Genomic DNA, 20,651 nt, shown 5'->3' with positions numbered 1-20,651 from the left:
TTTTAGACGTGCTATCCACGCACACCTTTGGGCGTGGCCCCGAAATGACGCTTAAAGGCAGTGCAAAAGTTGGAAGTATGACAATACCCCACCTCGAAGGCCACCCGTTTGAGAGGGATTGCGCCGCTCTCGAGCATGATCATTGCACGCTTCATCCTACGCTCATTAATGTATTGGCCGTAACTCATGCCCGTTTCCGCTCGGATTTCATCCGACAAGTCTTCGGCGAGCACACCGAAGGTAGCAGCGACGTCCGACAAGGAAGGAGGATTCTTAAGGTTTGCATCTACCATGGACTTCACCTGCTCGACGCGATCAACTTTAAGATCAGGGCGGGAAAGGAACCCGCTATCAGATAAAAGCGAGCTTACACTAAGACAAAGGAGTTCCTGGGACTTGATGGCAATGTAACTTTTGGAAAGCAGTGGATGAATACTCGGGCTAAGAAGTTGCTCGGTCGCAGACATCACCGAGTAGGGAAGCGGACGAGAATACCAAAATGAATCCGAACTTTCGGCTTGTTCCGAAAACCTAGGAAAACATTTCGGGTAAAATCCCAGCAGCGAACTCAGTCTGTTTGGCCAGATGCCGACTGAAAGCGACAACTCATTGGCACCGCTGTCCCAAGCACTACGTTTTATGAGGCCTCGGGGCTGATAATAGACCGCGAGCGTTGGCGTGGACAATTCATGGCTGCGCGAGGAGCCCAGCTCGATCCTCCGTGATCCAGATAAATGGAGGAGAAATACCAGCCGCCCAAGGCCAGTCTCGTCGTCGAAAAATCCATCCTTGGCCTGCAATTTGCGTATCGTTAGGCTAAGGTTTTGATAGTCGAAATAGCCGTCCACGTGGCCGGAGGCGCTCTCTGTAGGAGGCAATAGCCGATAGACACCTGCTGTATCGTCTGTCCGATGGATTTGAAAACGGCTTCCCTCATTCAGCCGCCGAACAAAGTCGTCAGTCCCGATCATGCTCGATCCACATGAGCGGGCCGTCGGCGTTGGTCAGGGAGCGATACTGAGGGTGCAAACCCCAAATCATCACGTTCCACCTCACTTTTTTTGATAGTTTAACATAATTCCGTACACTACCGCTTGTTCAAATGTCAACTACGGTGAAGTTGCAGACGACTTATAGAGTGGCGCGAGACTACCGGAGCTTTGTGCATGAGCGATGATCTCATCTCCAGAGAAAGCCTTTTGATCTGGAGAAGAACCCTTGGCCAAGTGTGTACAAGGACTTGGTTACTATGGGACTATCTCAAGTCCGAAAAAAGGATATTGAAGTCAATCAGTTGCAATTTCGCGGATTTGCATAAAGCTTTCTATGGAAAGCGGCCATGGGTGGACTGAGTGCTCCCTGAGCCAATATGAGCGAGGGGTGTTAGTAAGCGAAGTGACGGATAGGGGGTGGTCGACTTCGCTTCAGTCTTCGATGAACGCGCGCTGTCTGGTCGAGCGATTGCGGCCTATGATTATCGACCTTGTTCAAGCCAGCGTCCCTGCGACGGTACTCAGTGGAAGCGGTCCAGTTACTGGTTAGCCTCGATCACATACGTTCGCTCATGCCGCCCAGCGCGTGCCCCTAGCGAAAGTCCGTCATCTCAATCCAACTCCGATGCAGTACGACGTTCAGTTGCGAGCGAGAGCAACCTTGCACGCTTCATGCCCCGGCGCTTCACCACGACCACCAAGCGCTTGCGGGCGGAAAAAACGTGCGGTTCGCGTCAGGATGATATAGCCGCATCAAAGGTGCCGATCTGACAGGTGTTGCACCTCCTGAGTCTGATCCCAACCTGACCTTCGCGGCCTCAATAGCGGACGTTGGTGGCAGTGGAGCTTCTTCCTCGCGACGAATGCGGCGAAGTCCGACGGGACGAGAGGTGACGAGACGGTGAGGAGAAGAAGGCGCCAAATGAGCCAAGGCGTCATCCGACGCTGACGAGACATCCCGGGCGCCCCTACTGTCGAATCCCTCGACTCCTGAAACGGTCAACTGGTTGATGGGGAATCCACGAAGCGAGACTGCTTTGGCGTGTTTCACCGGGATTGGATCCATTGCTGTGTAGAATGCAGTATTTCCCGGAAAATTTACATTCTCGGGACTGTCCCCGTAAGGACCATTCTTTGTTGAGTGAAAAAACCGCTTGCCGGAGACGACGGCGAATCGCAATTTAGCCTCTCTGCGCGGAGGACGTCTCCACTGCTCTGCGATAGGCCGGTGCACAGGGGGAGCTGCGCCTTCGGCATGGTGCTCGTGTCGACATGACCCGGACGGTCTTAGAAGGTCGTGATCGAGGCGACAGATGATAACTACATGGCGGGGTCTCGCCTGGTGTCGCTGTTTGTGCGCAGACTGAAGGTTGCCAATCCGCTGCAGGTCAAGGCGATCGTACAGGCGCATGTGAACACGCAAAGGTCGATACAAACACGCTGGTGAATTTGTATATCGCGGACTGTCTCCGGAGATGATGGTCCCGGTCTGGTATATGATAATCAAAGGGACAGACTATCTCTGGACTCGCGGCAGTCGCCTACAAAGTGAAATCGATGGAGTCGCAGGCAGGAAAACCGCAGACGGAAGGCAATACGCCTGCCTGGCCGGCATACTACCGGCCGGAAGCTGTGAGACCAAAACATGCAACTCGCGGAACATGTCCAGAAGAGAATAACGAACCTTCATCGAGGCTTCGCATCGGCGCCGGCCAGATCAAAAGCGCGCGGCCGCCCCAACCCGACAGGGCTCCGAACAAGGAGGCCGCCGGAGCTTTCAGCCGATGCACCGCGCTTCACCACGAGTTCGCCCGTGCAGAAGAATAGAACACCGGCAGCGCGCCGACACGAGGGGTTTTGGTCGCGAATTCGAGCGAATGGCCATCAGGCGGACGATGCAGGTGTGAATGATGATCTGCGGAAGGCCGCGAGGCGCGAATTCGAGGCGGACGGCCTGAGCTTCGAATGATCCCGCTCATAATGAATCGCGTCGGGGCATAATTTGCATGTATTTATGCCCGGCTTCTTGTCGAGTACCGTTAAATCGAGTTGAGGAAGACTATTCGATCAATTCCCGCCGCGCGGCTTAACGATCGCCAGCTGGATCTGCAAAGAATTAAAATAAGAGTGGGAAATGTAATGAAGGGTGAAAATGTCACAGTTCGCGGAGTCGCGAAGCTCTACGGAGCGGTCACGGCGGTAGAGGATGTATCTATTGATGTGAGGCCGGGAGAGTTTCTCTCGCTCTTGGGCGCCTCGGGTTCCGGCAAAACGACCCTGTTGATGATGATCGCGGGCTTTGAGCTTCCGTCTGCGGGTCTCATCGAGATCGGTGCGAACGATGTCACGCATGTTGCCCCTCACAAGCGCAATGTCGGGATGGTCTTTCAGAAATATGCCCTATTCCCCCATATGTCGGTGCACGACAACGTGGCGTTCCCCTTGCGTATGCGAAAAGTGGATCGCGCAGAAATCCAGCGGCGGGTGAGCGAGGCGCTCATCATGGTCCAACTCGACGCCTATGGCAGTCGAATGCCCTCCCAGTTGTCGGGAGGGCAGCAGCAGCGGGTTGCCCTCGCGCGGGCCCTGGTCTTCGAGCCCCCCGTGCTTCTGATGGACGAGCCCCTCGGCGCACTCGATAAGAAACTGCGCGAACAGTTGCAGATCGAGATCAAGGCGCTTCAGCAGCGTCTTGGCGTTACCGTTATCTATGTGACCCACGATCAGGAGGAGGCGCTGACCATGTCGGACCGCATCGCGGTGATGGGCAACGGCCGGATTGCCCAGATCGGTAGCCCCTCTAGCCTTTATAGCGAGCCGGCCTCTCCGTTCGTCGCGGAATTCATCGGCAAGATGAACTTCCTGCCGGTGGAATACCTCGGACCCTCCCAGTCCGGTCCACGGATTAGGGTCTCCGACGCCTCGACTCTCAGCGTGACGCGCTCGCTCAATGGACACGCCCCGGAGCTTTCTCCGGGACTGTCGCTGCAGGCTGCCATCCGGCCGGAGAACATTTCCCTCACCGCACGGGGCTTCGGAGGCCAAGACGCAATCGCCGGCACGGTGGACACCTCAATTTATCTCGGCACACACCAGATTCTTCTAGTCAACATCGATGGTCGCAGCGGCCCGCCGCTCCATGTCCAGACCCCCGTAAGCCAAGCCCTGTCGACATTCGCACGCGGCGATGCGGTCGACATCGTGTTCCAAACCAATGCCATTCATCTTTTTTCCGGCAAGGGCGACAGCCAATGACTAGCCTTGAGATAGGACGAGCGAATCCGACCACGGCAACGCGCTTCACACGTCTGTTCCTGGTCACTGGAGCCAGTGGCAGATACCCCCCGATCCTGGCGGCGATGCTGATCCTGCCTCTCCTTCTGCTCTTGTTCTTTAGCTTTCTATACCCGGTTGGCCGTATGCTGGTCGGTAGCTTGTTCGACCCAGGCTTCACCGTCGACAACTATGTTCGGATCTTCATCGAGCCGCTCTACTTGAAGGTTTTGCTGCGCACGCTCTGGATCGCATTTGCGACGACGGTCGGTGCCTTCGTTCTTGGATATCCGGTTGCCTACGCCATGGCGCGGGCGGGTGGCAAGATCACCCTCTGGATTGCAGTCTGCGTCCTGGTCCCGTTATGGACCTCGGTTCTTGTGCGCTCCTATGCCTGGATCATCCTGTTGCAGCGCAGGGGCGTCCTCAACGACATCCTCATTGGTACCGGCGTCCTCAATCACCCGCTTAAGCTCATCTATACCGAAGGCGCTGTATTGCTCGCCATGACACATGTGCTGATGCCCATCATGATCCTGCCCATCTACAGCTCACTACGCACCATTCCGAAGGAACTGCCCCAGGCCGCTGCGAATCTTGGCGCCGGGGTGTTCACAACGTTTCTGAAAGTCACCTTGCCGCTCAGTCTGCCTGGTGTTTTCGCAGGCACATTGATGACCTTCATCCTGGCGCTCGGTTTCTACGTCACGCCAGCCCTCGTGGGCGGGCCCCAAACGCTAATGATGGCGACGTTGATCGGACAGCAGACGATGGTTCTGCTCAACTGGCCGTTCGCGGGCGCGCTGGCGATGCTTCTTCTTACGGTTACATTAGTCCTCACTTTCATGTTCCGCAGGTTCCTGGCCAGCTCTGGAGGATTCGGCAATGTCTGAGACCATCGCTTTAAGCCAAGCACGCCCGTTTCGTCCTCTCGCGCTCGGGAAGATCGCCGCCGGCCTCTTTGTTGCGCTCATCCTGTTCTTCCTGATCCTGCCCACGCTGATCGTCATACCAATCTCGTTCGGCAGTGCTCCCTATATCGAGTTTCCGCCCTCGGGGCTGACCCTGCACTGGTACGTCGAGTATTTCAGTGACCCTGACTGGATCGCTGCGACGCTTTTCAGCCTGCGCATCGCCTTCTTCACCACGATTTCTGCCACGATCATTGGGACACTTGCCGCTGTCGCCCTGGTACGTGGCGGTCTGCCAGGAAAATCATTTATTCTTGGTTTGGCGCTCAGCCCCCTGATCGTTCCTCACATTATCATCGCGATCGCGCTATATCTGTTCTTCGCGCCGCTTGGGCTGACGGGAAATTTCTTCGGCTTTCTCTTGGCTCACACCATGCTGACCGTTCCCTATGTGGTCGTTGCCGTCTCGGCGTCGCTTCAGCGCTTCGACCCCATTCTCGAAATGGCGGCTCTCAGTTGCGGGGCCGGACGCGGCCGCACCTTCTTTGAAATCGTCCTGCCGCAAATCACCCCCGGCGTGATCACTGGCGCAGTCTTCGCTTTCATCTCTTCGTTCGATGAAGCTACTGTCGCCTTCTTCATCTCTGGGATTGGAGGCAAGACGATCACCAAAAAGCTGTTCGAGGACATCGACTTCAATCTTACCCCGGTGATCGCAGTCGTCTCCACAATTATCGTTGCCATCACAATCCTGCTGATGGGGACGATACGTCTATCCGAGAACAGGGCGAATTCCTGATCCCCCGTCGCCACTGAGCCGGCGCCGGGCCGCAGCTGAGGCTGTTAGTTCAAGGATCGGCTGGAGAATATACGGATCATCATGCTTGATTGTCGGCCGAATTTCTCCGGCGCGTGGAGCGCACCGAATAAGAAAAGCGGCCTCCCTCATAACTGACTGAAAATGCCAGAAACTTCTCGAACTATAAAATTGAGTGCGTCAGTCGCTGAAGTGACGCGCGCTTGCATGATTTGCAACTCATCTCTCGTCAAAGATTAGGAAAGCCCCTGAGGAGGAAATGACAATGAAAACTAAACTCGTGATTGGCCTTTATGCGCTCGCGGCATTGTCGCTCGCATCGTCTGCAGCCCCCGCGAGGGCTCAGGATCGCCAAGTCGTCGTATCCGGCTCTGGCGGCTCCTATGAAAAGGCTATGCGCGAATATTGGTTCGACCCCTTCGAAAAAGCCACAGGCATCAAGGTTGTCTCGGTCCCGACCGGTAGCACCGAGGAGGGTCGCGCCAAGGTGGAGGCCATGATCAAATCCGGCAACGTTACGTGGGACATCTTTGGCGAAGGTGAAATCGAAGCCGAGGCACCGGATCATTTGACGAGGGCAGACGACATTTCAGACTTCTGCATGCAATTCAAAGATCGCTCAGACCTAGTGCCCGGCTCATGCAGGGCATCAAGTATCTCGCTTCTCCGCGGCGCCACATTGATTGTCTACAACAAGGAGCGATTTCCCAATGGCGGGCCGAGCACCTGGAAGGAGTTCTGGGATGCCAAGAATTTTCCCGGTGTTCGCTCTTTTTCCGCAAGCGCGTCAGCTCGCACGCAGTTAACGGCGGCTCTTCTGGCCGATGGGGTGCCCACAGACAAGCTCTATCCGATGGACGTGGACCGCGCCTTCAAGAAGCTCGACGAGTTGCGCCCCGATGTCGGCCTATGGTGGACGAACGGCGATCAGCAGGTTCAAGGTTTCCGCAATGGTGAATATGACGCCGGAGTCATGTATATGACCCGCGTTATGGCGCTGAAAAATGAAGGACAACCCATCGCTTGGTCCTATAACGGTGCGATTATGTTGGGCGATCGGTACGCCGTTGTGAAAGGTGCGCCCCACAAAGCGGAAGCGCTTGAACTGCTCAAGTTCTACCTTGATTCACCCGAAATCCAGGGCAAGATTTGCGAGGCGCTGTCCTGCGTGCCGCCAAGCAAGGATGCGGTCAAGTACATGACTGAGCAGGCGCGCGCCACCATGCCCTCGGACGAGGAGATCAGTTCCAAAATGGTGGTCCCGGACCCCAAGTGGATCAACGACAACCAGCAAATGCTGATCGACCGCTGGAACAGCTGGATTCAGAAGTAGCCTCCCGCAGGCGCGGGGCCGCCGAGTGGTCTCGGCAGCCCAAACTCCCGGCGCAACTCGATTTCGACTATAAGAAATTGATGTGCTCGGGTCGCGGCCCTCCTAGTCTAAGCCGAGTGCTCGACGTCGGCGTGAAGTGAAAGGTGGAGCGCTGATGACGCTCGACCCGGTGTGCGTGGCGAGATCTGGTGCTACAGCGACCGCTTTTCGTATCGGCCCGGCGAAAAGGTACGCCTGCAAGTGAGTTCGACGGCGCCCGTCTTTGCGATCGAGATCGTGCGCGATGGCGCAATCGAGGCGACGGTGTTCCAACGCAGCGGCATCGCTGCGCGCTGGCAGGACACGCCGGAGCACTGCTCGGTAGAGGGCTGCGGTTGGGATACAACCTTTGAATTCCCCATCGGCGACGATTGGGCGTCGGGGGGCTATCGCATCACGTTGACCGCGAAAGGCCGGGACGAGAGGCCGATCCGCTGCCATCATTTTCTGATCGTATTGCCGAATAGGGGCCGCAAACCCGGACGCATCCTGCAGGTGGCGGCGACCGGAACCTGGCTCGCCTACAACACCTGGGGCGGCTCCAGCCACTACGAAGGTATCATCGGGCCGAACCGAGACCAGTCTGCGCGGCTCGTGTCGACGCAGCGGCCTTGGGGCCGGGGCTTCATCGTGCTGCCGCCCGAAGCGCCACGCGCGACGATCGAGGTGGCGATGCCGCCCATGACCTCGCCGCGTGCTCCACACCTGGAATGGGCCTACGCCACCGGTCATTCGAAGAAATACGCCTCGGCCGGCTGGGCGACCTATGATGGCCATTTCTTCCGCTTCGCCGAGCGCGCCGGCTACGGCATCGATCTCGCCAGCCAGCACGAGTTGCACTTCTCGCCGGAGATCCTGCTCGACTATGATTGCGTCGTGTTCACCGGCCATGATGAGTACTGGACCTGGGAATGCGTGATGCGGTGGACGCCTATGTCGACCAGGGCGGCCATGTAGCGCGGTTCGCCGGCAACTTCGCCAGTCAGGTCAGGCTTGAGGACGAGGGCCGCTACCAGGTCAGTTACTGGGGGTGCCCCGAGGACGACCCGGTTCTCAGAAGTGACGATGTGCGTCGCGCCGCCCTTGAATGGGAAACGCCGGAAGTTGCCCGCCCCGGCAGCCAGACCTTTGGCCTCAACGCGAGCGACGGCGTCTATGCCGGCTGGCGCGGCTTTGCACCTCGCGGGGTGCGCGGCTTTCCGATCTATCGTCCGGAGCACTGGGCCTTCGCCAAGACCGGGCTTTTTTATGGCGACGTGCTCGGCGACGAAAGCCATATCTTTGGCTACGAGGTGGATGGGCTGGATTACGAGCTCCGCAACGGCCTGCCCTACCCTTCGCCGACGAGTGGCGCACCGGATGGGCTCGAAATCCTGGCTGTCGGCATGGCCACTAACATCGAGGAAAACGCCGATCTCGCATCCGGAGACTACGTCTGGTACGGGGACGCGAGCATGCCCAATAAGTATGGGAACGGCATGATCGTCAACTTCAAGCGCGGCAAGGGCGAGGTATTCCATGCCGGCACTTGCGAGTGGGTGGCAGGCTTCTGAGGCGCGATCCCATGGTCGAAATCGTCACCCGCAATGTGCTTAACGGCTACCTCGGCCGCAGGTAGAGTCCCGCGCGACTGTTCCAAACTGAAACACGGACGAGGCACAGCGTGCACTCTCCGTACTAAGTCAATCGAAATGTAAAGCGGGAGGAACTCATTTTGTTCGAGCGACCACTCGACTTCGCGACGGAGTTCTCGGCATCTTTGCCGTCAAACGTGGTCACCAATGGACGTCCAGATGGCAAAAACTGCAGAGGTCCGCGATCTGGGCACGGATAGTCAAACCAACAACCAGCCGAGAATCTTCGACAGTAAATTGTCCGGTGACCGGCGCGCCTGTATCGCAACAATCATCGCCCCCTGAGGAAATGTGATGGAGGAGAGCATCGGAAACATCTTCAAGAGAGCACTCGCCGCCGTCGCGCTTACAGCAAGTTTGACGTTCACGGCATCGGCACAGGATCAGCAAGAGCTTGTCATCGTCACCAGCGGTGGGACCTCTGAGAAAGCACTAAAGGAGAATATCTTCGACCCATTCGAAAAGGTCAGCGGCGTTGAAATCCGCTCGGTCAGCACGAGCGATTCTTTGGCGAGTGTCAAAGCGACGAGCGGGCAAAATCGGTGGAATGGGACATCATTTCCCCCCCAAGCTGAGGACATCAACCAAGCCAACAGCGGCTATTTGACATTTTCGGCAGGAACTGTGAAAAGGTCCCGAATGTCGCTAACGAAGGCGTCGATGGCTCCTGCATAGCGGGTGGGCTCGGTATTTCGCGCACCATCGGCGCTGGAACGCTCGTCTATGACACCTTGGCTTTTCCGAACGGCGGCCCAAAGTTTTGGGCGGATTTCTGGGACGTGAAACGCTTCCCTGGTCCGCGCACGCTTCCAGCGGAGGTACCGGAATGGGTGCTGACCTTTGCTTTGCTGGCAGATGGCGTGCCGGCGGAAAAGCTTTTCGCCCTGGACCTTGGTCGGGCCTTCAAAAGCTCGATCAAATCAAGCCCTATATAACGGTCTGCTGGAAGTCGGGCGACCAGAGCCAGCATATTTTCCGCTCGAGGGAGGCCGTCATGGGAATGCTTTGGTCCGGTCGGGCGTTGGCGCTGCGCAAAGAAGGGCTAAAGCTTGAACTCGTGCTCAATGGCGCTGTGCGAGATATCTCGCCTTGGGCGATGCTGAAGGATGCGCCACATAAGGAGGCAGCGTTAGAGTTTCTCAATTTCTTCATGACCCGACCCGCGGCGCATCTCGCTTTTGTGAAGGCAATCAACTACGAAACGTCAAACAAGGACGCTGTGTCGCTGATGCCGGAAGCCGAACGTCGCAACCTGCCGACTGCGCCGGAGAACTGGTCGAACACGTTTTCGTTCGACAGAGACTGGCTCGAACAAAATCGCGAAAGGCTATATGAGCGCTGGTATACTTGGACGCTGAATTAGGCAACATGGCAAGCGTTGAGGCCACCGTACTCGCCGGCCGGGCACGTATTGAGTTTTGTAGGCTATTCGTAAACCAGCAGGCCTATCGACCATAAACGCTTGTCTGTTATATTCGTTGTCGTCATCCTGTTCCAGTTGTTCCGAAGATTACGACCACCTGCAGGGTGAATACTGTGGTCATGGTTCGGGCTGGAGAGCCTTCATGGCGGTTGAAGCCGACCCAGAGGTTGTAAACGAGTCAGGGTTCCGGTTGCTGCCACGCGCGTCCGGGCTCGCGGTCCGTCATCGGCAATACGATCAGGAAACGAAGACAGAGTTGGCTCCCCGGCAAGGCCTTCCGCCCTCAAGGTGTGCAGTGGCCGCCCAACTGCCGATCGTCGTCGATGCGGCACTCGAAGCTTGTATCCCAGCCGCAGCCCTCTCCCGAGCACTGCTCGGATGTGTCCTGATGCCGCTTCGCTCGGGAGCTGTGTGATGATGGTCACTTTCGGTTATGTCGGATGACCTTTTTTGCGCTCGAACAGAGGGTCGCCACGAACCTCCTTTGAAATAGAAGGTCAAGGAGGCCCATCCTCTGCAGCCGTCTTCAACATCGGCGTCTATTCCGGTGCAGCTTGAGAACACCGCGGATCGAGCCTTCCGGACAGAGCAGCGCGTTTGCGCTTGATATGCCTTCCAAGCATGACGACGAGAGGTTGGCGAAATCCGAGCGGAATTTGTTCACTTTGTTCGCCAGAGACGTCAACGTGCGTGGAAATGAATGCTTACGGATGACCATCGAAATGTCCCCTAATTGTCGGTTGTCGAGCGAGCCGCGCCCGAAGACGACGCCATCGCCAACGACCGCCTTAAAGGATCGCGCTTCCACTCCTCCTGCGTGAACCCTTCCATCACGGTGTTGCCAGCGTGCACGAACTCGCGGACGCAGTATCGCTGATCTTGGGAATGCTTCCGTCGATTCAATGCGGCCTGGTACGCGCCCCTGCCCGGGGAATGATGGGCAGCACAATCTTCGAGGCGTGCACGGGTGTGTGGTACACGGTCTGCTTGGCGGTGACGGCCTGGTTCATCGACGTGAACAGACCCCACACGTTCAGATGCGCGTTTGGGAAGTTGCTGCCCGCAACGAACATGCGCAGCTGTTGCCCCGGCCTGATCACGTAACTCGCATAGCCGAGGCCGGTGGTTAGCTCCGTCGGCTCGCCGGGCATCAGCGGCTGGGGCGGCTGCAGATCCTCCGTGTTGCGGTAGCGCGCGCAGCACGCCAGGCTCCCGCGTCAGCGGCCATATGTAGACCGACGGTTCCACAACGAGTACGCGCGCAGAGACGTCCGTGTCGGGCGCGGTGGAGGAGATCCAGAGCTTCGCAAGGATTTGCCCGGTGATCTCCGTCTCTCGGTCGAACGGCGCTGTCGTATATGTCAGGACGTCGTCGCGCGAGATCACAGACTCACAGTCGACGACGACTCCTTCGCCGGAGGCGTCAAGGTGCGGAGTCCTGAGCGGGCGCCGCGGGTCGTAGACGAACGTCGCCGGCCCATGGCCGGCAGCGGGCCGCATCGCCCCCTTCATCGGCGTGTCTGTTCGACCTTCAGTTATTTGGGAGACTTCGGGTGTGCTTCCACGCCGATGATGGGCGGCTGTCGCTTGTCCCAGCGGACTTCCTTCTCTAGGGAATGGGCGAGCTGGAGGAGCGTCGCTTCGTCGCCATAACGGCCTACCAATTGAACACCTAGAGGAAGTCCATCGAGTGACTGATGCATCGGCAAAGAGATAGCCGGGAGTCCGCTCACGTTGATTGGGAACAGAAATGTAGTGAGAGTGCTCGCGGTTTCGGAGTTAAAAATCGAACCATATTCTCCTATGCGGAAAATTGGGCGCGGAAAGACCGGGCACAGAAAGGCGTCGAACGAAGCGAGGCTTGCGGCGATTTCACGAGCGCTGTGGCGGAGGGTATCGATGTCCATCGCATGGGTAATGGCATCGACGGTGGTGCCTTCCTCGATGCGGGCTCTGATCACGGGTTCGACATCGTCAGCGGTCAGCGTCGCACCGAATTCCGCTTCCGCCATCATGAACTGACGTGCTAGCAACACGGCCGCAACACGAATGTAGGCTTGCCGACAGGCTTGGAGGTCGAAGGTTAGATCGTACGGTTCGAGATCGTGGCCCATGCTCTCAAGCAGACGGGCCGTATCTGCAATGGATGTGAAAACCTCACCATCCAGCTTATGCCCAAATGGCAACGATGTGGTAACCCCGATACGCAAGCGACCGGGGTCGCGGGACGATAGTTGAAGAAACGATCCCCCGGGGATCGGAGGCGTATACGGCTCGCCAACGAGCGAGCCGCTGATAGCATCGAGGTACGCAGCGGTGTCGCGAACGGTTCGCGAGATGCACCCCGAAACCTCCATACCGTAGAATCGATCCGCCGCCGGATACACAGGGATGCGTCCTCGGGAAGGCTTGAGGCCGACGGTTCCGCAAGCACCAGCAGGCATTCGGATCGAGCCCCCACCATCGCTCGCGCCTGCGATCGGCACGATCCTCGCCGCGACGGCGGCGGCCGCACCGCCACTCGAACCGCCAACCGAAAATGCCTGATTCCACGGATTACAAGTGGGACCGTGTAGCTTGGGTTCCGTCGTTAGTGCCGAACCGACTTCCGGAGCGTTTGTGATTCCGAAGGGGATCAATCCCTCCCTGCGCAATCGTCGAACCTCTTCGGCGTCGTCCGTACACGGTTGCGTGTATCGGTCGTAGAACCTTGAGCCGTTGGTAATCCGAAACCCAGCCACGCTCGTCGACACGTCTTTCGCAAGGTAAGGCACACCGGCAAATATCCCGGTGCAATCGGACTGTGCGGCGAGTTTGCGCGCTACGGTGTAGTCGGTGCTGACCACCGCATTGAGTACGGGATTGAGTTCTTCAGCCGCCGCTATCGCGGCCTCCATAAGCTCCGAGGGTTTAATCTCTCTGCTCTTTATCAGATCCGAAAGCGCGAGCGCATCGCTGTCTCGGTAGAGAAATCGGATGTCTTCGGATAAACCACTCATCTGTCAACCTCACATAAGATACTTCGCACCAATAAGATTCCGCGAGAACGACTGCGCCGCGATCGGCTCCTTAACCGACCGCGCCGATCAAGCGGTCGACCCTCAACAATGCGACAGCGGAGGCATATCTCAGCCTTTGCGCGCAGCCGCAGATGACATCTGCGGAAATGCTCCAGGGCCTCGTCCGCCACCGGAGGACCGTTGGCTCCCGACTTCCAGCCATCGCCACCAGGAGTTCCACGCGCTCCTGCGGCGCCGACTCGAAAGGGCGGCGATGCACGCTTCCGTCTCGACGTAAACTAAAATCGCCTTCGCGGCACGCCACCGGTACGCCCCGCCGGGTCGAAGTCGCCCGCTCCTTCAACGAAGCTCAATGCGCCTGGGCTGGCGGAAAATTGCGCACGGCTGCGATCGGCAATTGCCAGATGGAGATTCTGTCATCTACTTTTCCAATCCCCTTTCGCGACCCTAGTCCATCGATCTTGATCGCAGCGAGATCCACGAACTTACAAATCAAAAAAGCACTTAGCTAAAGTTGGTGAATGTCGAAGAGCTTGAATAGATCGCCCGCGTTATGCGCGTCGGCGCTTCGTTATGAAACAACCGGAGCTAAGCTTCCTCGCCAGGACTGTCCGCGCTGTTTTGGCGTATTTCAAATTGGCGCTTAAAGCGCGGTACAGAAGTTGGAGATGTGGCGCTAACCGACCTCGAACCGTTGAGGAGGAGATCACCCCTCCTCTGCAGAAGAATTGTCCGCTACATTCTCGCTCGGTGATGCATTCGGTGTAACTGGGTGGCCATTTGTTTGTGCAACTCATCCGGCAGGCCCTGAGCGGATACGCCGAGTGCAGTAGCAAGCTCCGACGGAGAGGGCGGGTTCTTCAGCTTGGCGTCAACGATGATCTTGACGTGTTCGACGCGGCTCAAGATCGCGCCGTTGGAGCAGACGATTTGGGACGACGGCGAAGGTGTGGCAACGGCGCTGTTGGATCATCCTATAATCGGCCCTTTCGACATCTGCCGGCGCGAACTCTCACCGTTGCTCCAGCGCAAGCCCACCGATGGCACAAGCGCTGTGCCCAGAATGCTCTGCGGCGGGCTCTAATAACAAAAATCGGCGCGCTCATAACGAACTGAAAATGCCAAGAAACCCGAAAAGCTTACACTGAAGATGTCTCCAGGCGACATCGACCATCTGCACCCCTTGGTGCGGGGCATGGTTCCTCGGAGACAGCAATGGGCCTAAACGACGCATCGCAGTCATGCCGTAATGCCCGCAAAAGAGAAATGGGAGAAAGCCTCATGAGAAACATCTTCAAGAGAGGGATCTGGGCCATCGCGCTTGTCGCGAGTGTCATTTTCACGGTAACGGCACAGGCGCAGCAAGAACTTGTTATCGTCACTACCGGCGGCGCCTTTGAGAAGGCACTGAAGGACAATTTCTTCGACCCGTTCGAGAAGCTGAGCGGCGTGAAAGTCCACTTAGTCAGCGCCACGGCAACGGAAGCTTGGACTAGGGTGAAAGCGATGAGCAGCTCAAAGTCGGTGGAATGGGATGTCATCTCCCCCAACGATGTTGATCTCAACAAAGCTTTCGCCGGCTATCTTTATAATTTCGGCGAGAACTGCGAACAAGTGCCGAATGTCGCCAAGGATGGCATTGACGGGACATGCATGGCGGATGGGCTGGGCATTCTTCGAACCGTAGGCGCTGGAACACTCGTCTATGACACTCAGGCTTTCCCCAACGGCGGACCGAAATCCTGGCAGGATTTCTGGGACGTGGAACGCTTCCCCGGCCCGCGCACATTGCCGGCTGATGGCCCAGAATGGGTTCTGGCCATTGCTTTATTGGCGGATGGAGTTCCCGCGGATAAGCTCTTTCCCCTCGACCTTGATCGCGCCTTCAGTAAGCTCGATCAGATCAAACCTCATATCACAGTCTGGTGGCATTCGAATGACCAGAGCCAGCAGGCCTTTCGCTCCGGCGAGGTCGTTATGGGCATGCTCGCTTCCGGCCGCGCCTTGGCGTTGCGCAAAGAAGGGCTCAAGCTTGAACTCGTGCTCAATGGTGCCGTTCGCGATGTCGCACCCTGGGCGATGCTGAAGGATGCTCCGCATAAGGACGCAGCGCTAGCCTTTCTTAATTTCTTCATGACACGGCCCGAGGCGCATCTCGCATTCGTCAAGGCCATCAATTATCAAACCTCAAATAAGAACGCGACCTTATTGATACCCGAAGCCGAACGCCACAACATGCCGACCGCGTCGGAGAATTGGTCGCGCACGTTTTCCATCGATCGCGATTGGTACGAACAGAATCGCGAAATGCTGTACGACCGCTGGAACGCTTGGATGATGAAATAGGCGACACCACAGAGCGTAAAGGGCCGCCGCGCCGGCCGGCGGCCCCAGGGCAAGCAGACCAAACACCGACTTCCCAATCCCTATGCGTCTATCTCGGGCGCGATCCGCTTCGGAAACTGCCGGAATGAAGCACAATCGAGATCGACCATCGCCCGCCCTACAGCAACCCAGTTCCCGCACCGGGGAGGTCTCCAGCCGGAAGACCGTCGATTGAGATGCCGGATCCGGCCCGAAGGCAGTGCGTCCTAGGCCATCTTGAAGACTGGATCGGATCGCAGCCGGTTGGCGTCGTTGCCACCCTGTAGCCGAAGGCGATCATCTTCATGCGAAAGCCGGTCGTGTCCGCAATGCTGTGGACGATCTTGTCTGGGCAGCGCGGATCATCGATGCACCGCGCCAGACGCTCAGCCGCACGCAGCCGCTTTTCCACCTCGGCCACTCGATACTTTGCGCTACGCGGTCGTTGAGCTGCCGCCCTGGTCCAGAATGTCCCACGGCACGGGAATGCGGACCCGCCGCGTGGCGATGCAAAGCTCCATCAGGTTGATGTCGTTGCAGCCGACTTTCCAATTGGTCCGGTGGAGGCAAAGCCGATAGGGCGGCGCCAGTCCAAGCAGCGCCACCATCGCCCCGGCCATGCCCGTCGGATTGAACATGATGGAAGAACCACTGCAGGCGCCGGCATCAGTTTGGCCGGCCCGCAGAAGGCTGCGGCAAGATAGCATAGGTTCACCGTACGCGAGCGGATCATGCCCAAGGTCAGCATTACCAGTGTCTGCCGGCGGTCGCTGCACAGACTAACACAGCGCGAACATCGCCACGAAAGCGTCGGGAAGAATTGGCATCGAAGGATGCTTCTTTGGCGAGATGAATCCTTTATTCCAACTGGCCGCAAAACGTTGGGGGCAGACCTTCTCCACGCGGCCCTTGCAAGGCGAACGACCGTACCGTTTTCCGCGCAGGACGGCTATCTGCCCGCCAAATGGTTCCCCTGCAAAGAAAATCTTCCCGTGAACCCTCCAATTATGTATCGCCTCCGAAAATGCGACCAGAATCCCGGCGGCGCTCACTCGAGACTTCTTCATAACGAAGCGCCGATACGCATAACGCGGACGACATTTTCAGCTTCTTCGTGTCCATCTATCCTTCAGCTAAATGCTCTCGGAGATGAAGTCGTGAATCTCGTCAAACATAGCCTTCCAGAAGCGAGGCTATTGACCGGCGGATCTTGGGAATGGACATGGCTCAATCTGGAAGGACAGTGCTGTGCGACAGTCGACTCCCAAATTTGGAGATCCGCTCCAACGGCTGCGGCTCGAATTCTCCGGGTAGGTGCCCGCGAAGAGAAGAGATGACATATATAACCTTGGGTTTACCATCATGATACAGCTTCCAAAGGATTTTCCTAATTTCGGGCTGACGCGTCAGCAGCAGCTGCTGGCCATAAACAGCCACTATTACGAGCGACCCGGCATGGACGGTGTGCGTGGCGAGATCTGGTGCTACAGCGACCGCTTTTCGTATCGGCCCGGCGAAAAGGTACGCCTGCAAGTGAGTTCGACGGCGCCCGTCTTTGCGATCGAGATCGTGCGCGATGGCGCAATCGAGGCGACGGTGTTCCAACGCAGCGGCATCGCTGCGCGCTGGCAGGACACGCCGGAGCACTGCTCGGTAGAGGGCTGCGGTTGGGATACAACCTTTGAATTCCCCATCGGCGACGATTGGGCGTCGGGGGGCTATCGCATCACGTTGACCGCGAAAGGCCGGGACGAGAGGCCGATCCGCTGCCATCATTTTCTGATCGTATTGCCGAATAGGGGCCGCAAACCCGGACGCATCCTGCAGGTGGCGGCGACCGGAACCTGGCTCGCCTACAACACCTGGGGCGGCTCCAGCCACTACGAAGGTATCATCGGGCCGAACCGAGACCAGTCTGCGCGGCTCGTGTCGACGCAGCGGCCTTGGGGCCGGGGCTTCATCGTGCTGCCGCCCGAAGCGCCACGCGCGACGATCGAGGTGGCGATGCCGCCCATGACCTCGCCGCGTGCTCCACACCTGGAATGGGCCTACGCCACCGGTCATTCGAAGAAATACGCCTCGGCCGGCTGGGCGACCTATGATGGCCATTTCTTCCGCTTCGCCGAGCGCGCCGGCTACGGCATCGATCTCGCCAGCCAGCACGAGTTGCACTTCTCGCCGGAGATCCTGCTCGACTATGATTGCGTCGTGTTCACCGGCCATGATGAGTACTGGACCTGGGAAATGCGTGATGCGGTGGACGCCTATGTCGACCAGGGCGGCCATGTAGCGCGGTTCGCCGGCAACTTCGCCAGTCAGGTCAGGCTTGAGGACGAGGGCCGCTACCAGGTCAGTTACTGGGGGTGCCCCGAGGACGACCCGGTTCTCAGAAGTGACGATGTGCGTCGCGCCGCCCTTGAATGGGAAACGCCGGAAGTTGCCCGCCCCGGCAGCCAGACCTTTGGCCTCAACGCGAGCGACGGCGTCTATGCCGGCTGGCGCGGCTTTGCACCTCGCGGGGTGCGCGGCTTTCCGATCTATCGTCCGGAGCACTGGGCCTTCGCCAAGACCGGGCTTTTTTATGGCGACGTGCTCGGCGACGAAAGCCATATCTTTGGCTACGAGGTGGATGGGCTGGATTACGAGCTCCGCAACGGCCTGCCCTACCCTTCGCCGACGAGTGGCGCACCGGATGGGCTCGAAATCCTGGCTGTCGGCATGGCGACAAAATTGGAGGAGAATGCCGATCTCGCGTCCGGAGATTACGTCTGGTACGGGGACGCGAGCATGCCCAATAAGTATGGGAACGGCATGATCGTCAACTTCAAGCGCGGCAAGGGCGAGGTATTCCATGCCGGGGTTAGCGAATGGGTGGCAGGCCTACTGAGGCGCGATCCCATGGTTGAAATCGTAACCCGCAATGTGCTCAACCGGTATCTCGGGCCGGTGTGATTGCGTATTCCGGTGAAGCCGGACACCCATGGTTGCGCAATAAGGCAGCATAGACGGGCGATCTGGCCGCAAGCCCAAGGCGGGGCGCATCCCGCAGGTGACGGCGACCGGAACCTTTCTATGTTGATGTCCCACCCTTCGCGCTTCAGCATCAAAGTCACCAGCGCCTTGGCCATCCCCATCGGGTTGAACTTGATGGAAGAACCACTGCAGGCGCCGTCAAGTGGGCGTCAGTTTGGCCAGCGAAGGCTGCGGCAAGATAGCATGGGTCCATCGTATGCGCCATGATCATGCCCAAGATCAGCATCACCAGTGTCTGCCGGCGGGCGACGCTCAGACTAATACAGCGCGCCAACGTCGCCGCGAGAGCGTCGGGAAGAAGTGGCATCGAAGGACTTCTTTTGGCGAGATGAATCGTTGAGTCCAACTGATTCCCGGCCGCCAAACGTTGGAGGCAGACCTTCTCCACGCGGTCCTTTCAAGCAAACTCAAAAGGCGAACGACCGTCGCAGGCTATCTGCTTGCCAAATGGTCCCCTGCAAAGAAGATCTTCCTCTTGATACCTCCAACTAATCGCCTCCGGAAAGTGCGACGAGAATCCCGGCCGCGCTCGCTCGAGACTTCTCCATAACGAAGCTCTCAAGCGAAGGGAAAATTTACCCCTTTGGCGAAACGAAAGTCTGACCCCCTTCATTGATTTCGCGTTTCGTTTGTTTCGAGCGGCGCTTCTCGCGAAGGCGGTAGCTATCACCACGGATGGTAATCACCGTGGAATGGTGGGGTAAGCGATCCAGGATCGCCGTCGCCACCACGGGATCGCCAAATCCGCTTTCCCGTTCACCGACAGAACGGTTTGATGTGATCAGGATCGATCCTTTTTCGTAGCGTCGGGGCACCAGTTGGAAGAACAGGTGCGCGGCGTTCGCCTCGAAGGGGAGATAACCGAGCTCGTCGATGATCAGCAATTTCGGCCGGGCGAGCATCGTCAACTGTTTGTCGAGTGAGCCGTCGCTGTGGGCTTTGGCTAACATCGCAACGAGGGTGGCCGCGGTAACGAGGGATAAGAACGGGCTCCCGATGGAGATCTCGGCTGTGCGCCGCGGCTACCAACAATGCGCTTCGTTCCGATCAAGGAGGAGATGCAGCAGGAAGTTCTGGTAATTCACCGGGTTCGTGAGATGCTCATTCGCGAGCGCACCCAATTGATCAACGGAATCCGAGGACATCTGGCGGAGTTCGGCATCATCGGCCCCAATCGGTCACATAAAATCGGTCTCTTGACCAAGCTGATAGAAGACCCCGACTGCGATGAGCTTCCGGCAGTCGCTCGGCATGCGTTGCAATACCTCGTCAACCAGCTTCGCGAAGGCAGTGCTAAACTTTTCAAGATCGATCGCGACTTGATTGCCGTCGCGAGGAACAGCAATGTCTGCCGGCGCTTGATGAGCATTCCCGGCGTCGGTGTCATCACCGCCACCGCATTGGTTTCCTCGATGAGAGAGCCCACGGACTTCAAATCGGGCCGTCATTTCGCGGCCTGCTTGGGATTAGTTCCGCGACAACATTCGACTGGCGGCAAGGAGAGCCTTGGTGGGATTAGCAAGCGCGGGAATGGTTATCTGCGAAGATTGCTCATCCACGGCAGTCGCTCAATCATGCGTTGGAGAGGTCGTTCCTGGACCTGGCTAGCAAAGCTGAGAGACAGAAGACCTGCCAACGTTGCAGCGGTCGCGACCGCTAACAAGACAGCACGTGTCGTTTGGGTTTTGCTCCGCTTTGGCGGGACCTACAACCACCCAACCCGGCCAGTGGCAATAAGTATGGCATGATTCTCGAGTTCGGCCACCGCTGGTCGAAGCGGTTGCGAGGATAGAAGGCGAATGATGGCAAAGC

14 protein-coding genes and 4 pseudogenes are annotated in these 20,651 nt (G+C 58.0%); 11 read left to right on the top strand and 7 right to left on the bottom strand.

Translation table 11 applies throughout. The features are described from left to right. Positions 1-11: 11 nt before the first annotated feature. Positions 12-971, bottom strand: a complete 960-nt coding sequence (locus QA637_RS29790; RefSeq protein ID WP_283067443.1) for a helix-turn-helix transcriptional regulator — start codon at positions 969-971, stop codon at positions 12-14. Positions 972-3,131: 2,160 nt separating this feature from the next. Here QA637_RS29790 and QA637_RS29785 point away from each other — a divergent pair. The 8 genes and pseudogenes from QA637_RS29785 to QA637_RS29750 all read left to right on the top strand — a co-directional run bounded on the left by QA637_RS29785 (position 3,132) and on the right by QA637_RS29750 (position 10,362). Further along, the gene (locus tag QA637_RS29785; RefSeq protein ID WP_283067442.1) at positions 3,132-4,247 is read left to right on the top strand and encodes an ABC transporter ATP-binding protein; all 1,116 of its coding nucleotides are present in this window, start codon (positions 3,132-3,134) and stop codon (positions 4,245-4,247) included. Beyond that, the gene (locus tag QA637_RS29780; protein WP_428843186.1) at positions 4,244-5,158 is read left to right on the top strand and encodes an ABC transporter permease; all 915 of its coding nucleotides are present in this window, start codon (positions 4,244-4,246) and stop codon (positions 5,156-5,158) included. Before QA637_RS29785 ends, QA637_RS29780 begins: the two co-directional genes overlap by 4 nt. After that, on the top strand, positions 5,151-5,975 hold the full coding sequence (locus QA637_RS29775) for an ABC transporter permease (protein ID WP_283067441.1): 825 nt from the start codon (positions 5,151-5,153) through the stop codon (positions 5,973-5,975). Before QA637_RS29780 ends, QA637_RS29775 begins: the two co-directional genes overlap by 8 nt. Before the next feature lie 283 nt (positions 5,976-6,258). Further along, positions 6,259-7,326, top strand: coding sequence for an ABC transporter substrate-binding protein (locus QA637_RS29770; RefSeq protein WP_283067440.1), 1,068 nt, complete (start codon positions 6,259-6,261; stop codon positions 7,324-7,326). A gap of 168 nt (positions 7,327-7,494) precedes the next feature. After that, positions 7,495-8,983 (top strand): annotated as a pseudogene (locus QA637_RS29765) (N,N-dimethylformamidase beta subunit family domain-containing protein); the annotation flags it as partial. 175 nt (positions 8,984-9,158) lie between these two features. Beyond that, on the top strand, positions 9,159-9,284 hold the full coding sequence (locus QA637_RS29760; RefSeq protein ID WP_283067439.1) for a hypothetical protein: 126 nt from the start codon (positions 9,159-9,161) through the stop codon (positions 9,282-9,284). A 9-nt stretch (positions 9,285-9,293) separates the two neighbouring features. Next, complete coding sequence (locus tag QA637_RS29755; protein ID WP_283067438.1) at positions 9,294-9,674, top strand: hypothetical protein; 381 nt, start codon at positions 9,294-9,296, stop codon at positions 9,672-9,674. Positions 9,675-9,825: 151 nt separating this feature from the next. Beyond that, the gene (locus tag QA637_RS29750) at positions 9,826-10,362 is read left to right on the top strand and encodes an extracellular solute-binding protein (protein ID WP_283067437.1); all 537 of its coding nucleotides are present in this window, start codon (positions 9,826-9,828) and stop codon (positions 10,360-10,362) included. 959 nt (positions 10,363-11,321) lie between these two features. Here the strand turns inward: QA637_RS29750 and QA637_RS29745 are convergent. The 3 genes and pseudogenes from QA637_RS29745 to QA637_RS29740 form a co-directional block, all read right to left on the bottom strand. Beyond that, a complete protein-coding gene (locus QA637_RS29745; protein WP_283067436.1) occupies positions 11,322-11,573 on the bottom strand; it encodes a CocE/NonD family hydrolase C-terminal non-catalytic domain-containing protein in 252 nt (83 codons plus the stop codon). Between the two features lie 106 nt (positions 11,574-11,679). Next, positions 11,680-11,922 (bottom strand): annotated as a pseudogene (locus QA637_RS31110) (CocE/NonD family hydrolase C-terminal non-catalytic domain-containing protein); the annotation flags it as partial. 35 nt (positions 11,923-11,957) lie between these two features. Beyond that, positions 11,958-13,421 carry an amidase gene (locus QA637_RS29740; RefSeq protein WP_283067435.1) on the bottom strand — a complete coding sequence of 488 codons (1,464 nt, stop codon included), beginning with the start codon at positions 13,419-13,421 and terminating at the stop codon, positions 11,958-11,960. Positions 13,422-14,723: 1,302 nt separating this feature from the next. Between QA637_RS29740 and QA637_RS29735 the strand changes: the two genes are divergently transcribed. After that, positions 14,724-15,788 carry an ABC transporter substrate-binding protein gene (locus QA637_RS29735; protein WP_283067434.1) on the top strand — a complete coding sequence of 355 codons (1,065 nt, stop codon included), beginning with the start codon at positions 14,724-14,726 and terminating at the stop codon, positions 15,786-15,788. A gap of 86 nt (positions 15,789-15,874) precedes the next feature. On the opposite strand, the pseudogene QA637_RS31105 reads toward QA637_RS29735, so the two are convergent. After that, positions 15,875-16,221: pseudogene (locus QA637_RS31105) on the bottom strand (transposase); the annotation flags it as partial. Between the two features lie 19 nt (positions 16,222-16,240). Next, positions 16,241-16,444, bottom strand: coding sequence for a hypothetical protein (locus tag QA637_RS29730; protein ID WP_283067433.1), 204 nt, complete (start codon positions 16,442-16,444; stop codon positions 16,241-16,243). Between the two features lie 724 nt (positions 16,445-17,168). Here QA637_RS29730 and QA637_RS29725 point away from each other — a divergent pair. Beyond that, positions 17,169-18,758, top strand: a complete 1,590-nt coding sequence (locus tag QA637_RS29725) for a N,N-dimethylformamidase beta subunit family domain-containing protein (RefSeq protein ID WP_283067432.1) — start codon at positions 17,169-17,171, stop codon at positions 18,756-18,758. 656 nt (positions 18,759-19,414) lie between these two features. On the opposite strand, the pseudogene QA637_RS29720 reads toward QA637_RS29725, so the two are convergent. Beyond that, positions 19,415-19,822, bottom strand: a pseudogene (locus QA637_RS29720) (ATP-binding protein); the annotation flags it as partial. 48 nt (positions 19,823-19,870) lie between these two features. On the opposite strand from QA637_RS29720, the gene QA637_RS29715 reads away from it, so the two are divergent. Next, positions 19,871-20,587, top strand: coding sequence for an IS110 family RNA-guided transposase (locus QA637_RS29715; RefSeq protein ID WP_283067431.1), 717 nt, complete (start codon positions 19,871-19,873; stop codon positions 20,585-20,587). Positions 20,588-20,651: the final 64 nt, after the last annotated feature.

Origin of the sequence: Sinorhizobium terangae, assembly GCF_029714365.1 — a bacterium.
Lineage (GTDB): Bacteria > Pseudomonadota > Alphaproteobacteria > Rhizobiales > Rhizobiaceae > Sinorhizobium > Sinorhizobium terangae.
Note: the sequence above shows the minus strand (reverse complement) of the source record. Positions and strands in the feature narration are given on the sequence as shown.

What these genes read in the sequence shown, in the direction of transcription:
- QA637_RS29790 (WP_283067443.1), bottom strand. Translation starts at nt 971, where the DNA reads ATGATCGGGACTGACGACTTTGTTCGGCGGCTGAATGAGGGAAGCCGT.
- QA637_RS29785 (WP_283067442.1), top strand. Translation starts at nt 3,132, where the DNA reads ATGAAGGGTGAAAATGTCACAGTTCGCGGAGTCGCGAAGCTCTACGGA.
- QA637_RS29780 (WP_428843186.1), top strand. Translation starts at nt 4,244, where the DNA reads ATGACTAGCCTTGAGATAGGACGAGCGAATCCGACCACGGCAACGCGC.
- QA637_RS29775 (WP_283067441.1), top strand. Translation starts at nt 5,151, where the DNA reads ATGTCTGAGACCATCGCTTTAAGCCAAGCACGCCCGTTTCGTCCTCTC.
- QA637_RS29770 (WP_283067440.1), top strand. Translation starts at nt 6,259, where the DNA reads ATGAAAACTAAACTCGTGATTGGCCTTTATGCGCTCGCGGCATTGTCG.
- QA637_RS29760 (WP_283067439.1), top strand. Translation starts at nt 9,159, where the DNA reads ATGGCAAAAACTGCAGAGGTCCGCGATCTGGGCACGGATAGTCAAACC.
- QA637_RS29755 (WP_283067438.1), top strand. Translation starts at nt 9,294, where the DNA reads ATGGAGGAGAGCATCGGAAACATCTTCAAGAGAGCACTCGCCGCCGTC.
- QA637_RS29750 (WP_283067437.1), top strand. Translation starts at nt 9,826, where the DNA reads ATGGGTGCTGACCTTTGCTTTGCTGGCAGATGGCGTGCCGGCGGAAAA.
- QA637_RS29745 (WP_283067436.1), bottom strand. Translation starts at nt 11,573, where the DNA reads ATGCCCGGCGAGCCGACGGAGCTAACCACCGGCCTCGGCTATGCGAGT.
- QA637_RS29740 (WP_283067435.1), bottom strand. Translation starts at nt 13,421, where the DNA reads ATGAGTGGTTTATCCGAAGACATCCGATTTCTCTACCGAGACAGCGAT.
- QA637_RS29735 (WP_283067434.1), top strand. Translation starts at nt 14,724, where the DNA reads ATGAGAAACATCTTCAAGAGAGGGATCTGGGCCATCGCGCTTGTCGCG.
- QA637_RS29730 (WP_283067433.1), bottom strand. Translation starts at nt 16,444, where the DNA reads ATGTTCAATCCGACGGGCATGGCCGGGGCGATGGTGGCGCTGCTTGGA.
- QA637_RS29725 (WP_283067432.1), top strand. Translation starts at nt 17,169, where the DNA reads ATGATACAGCTTCCAAAGGATTTTCCTAATTTCGGGCTGACGCGTCAG.
- QA637_RS29715 (WP_283067431.1), top strand. Translation starts at nt 19,871, where the DNA reads ATGCGCTTCGTTCCGATCAAGGAGGAGATGCAGCAGGAAGTTCTGGTA.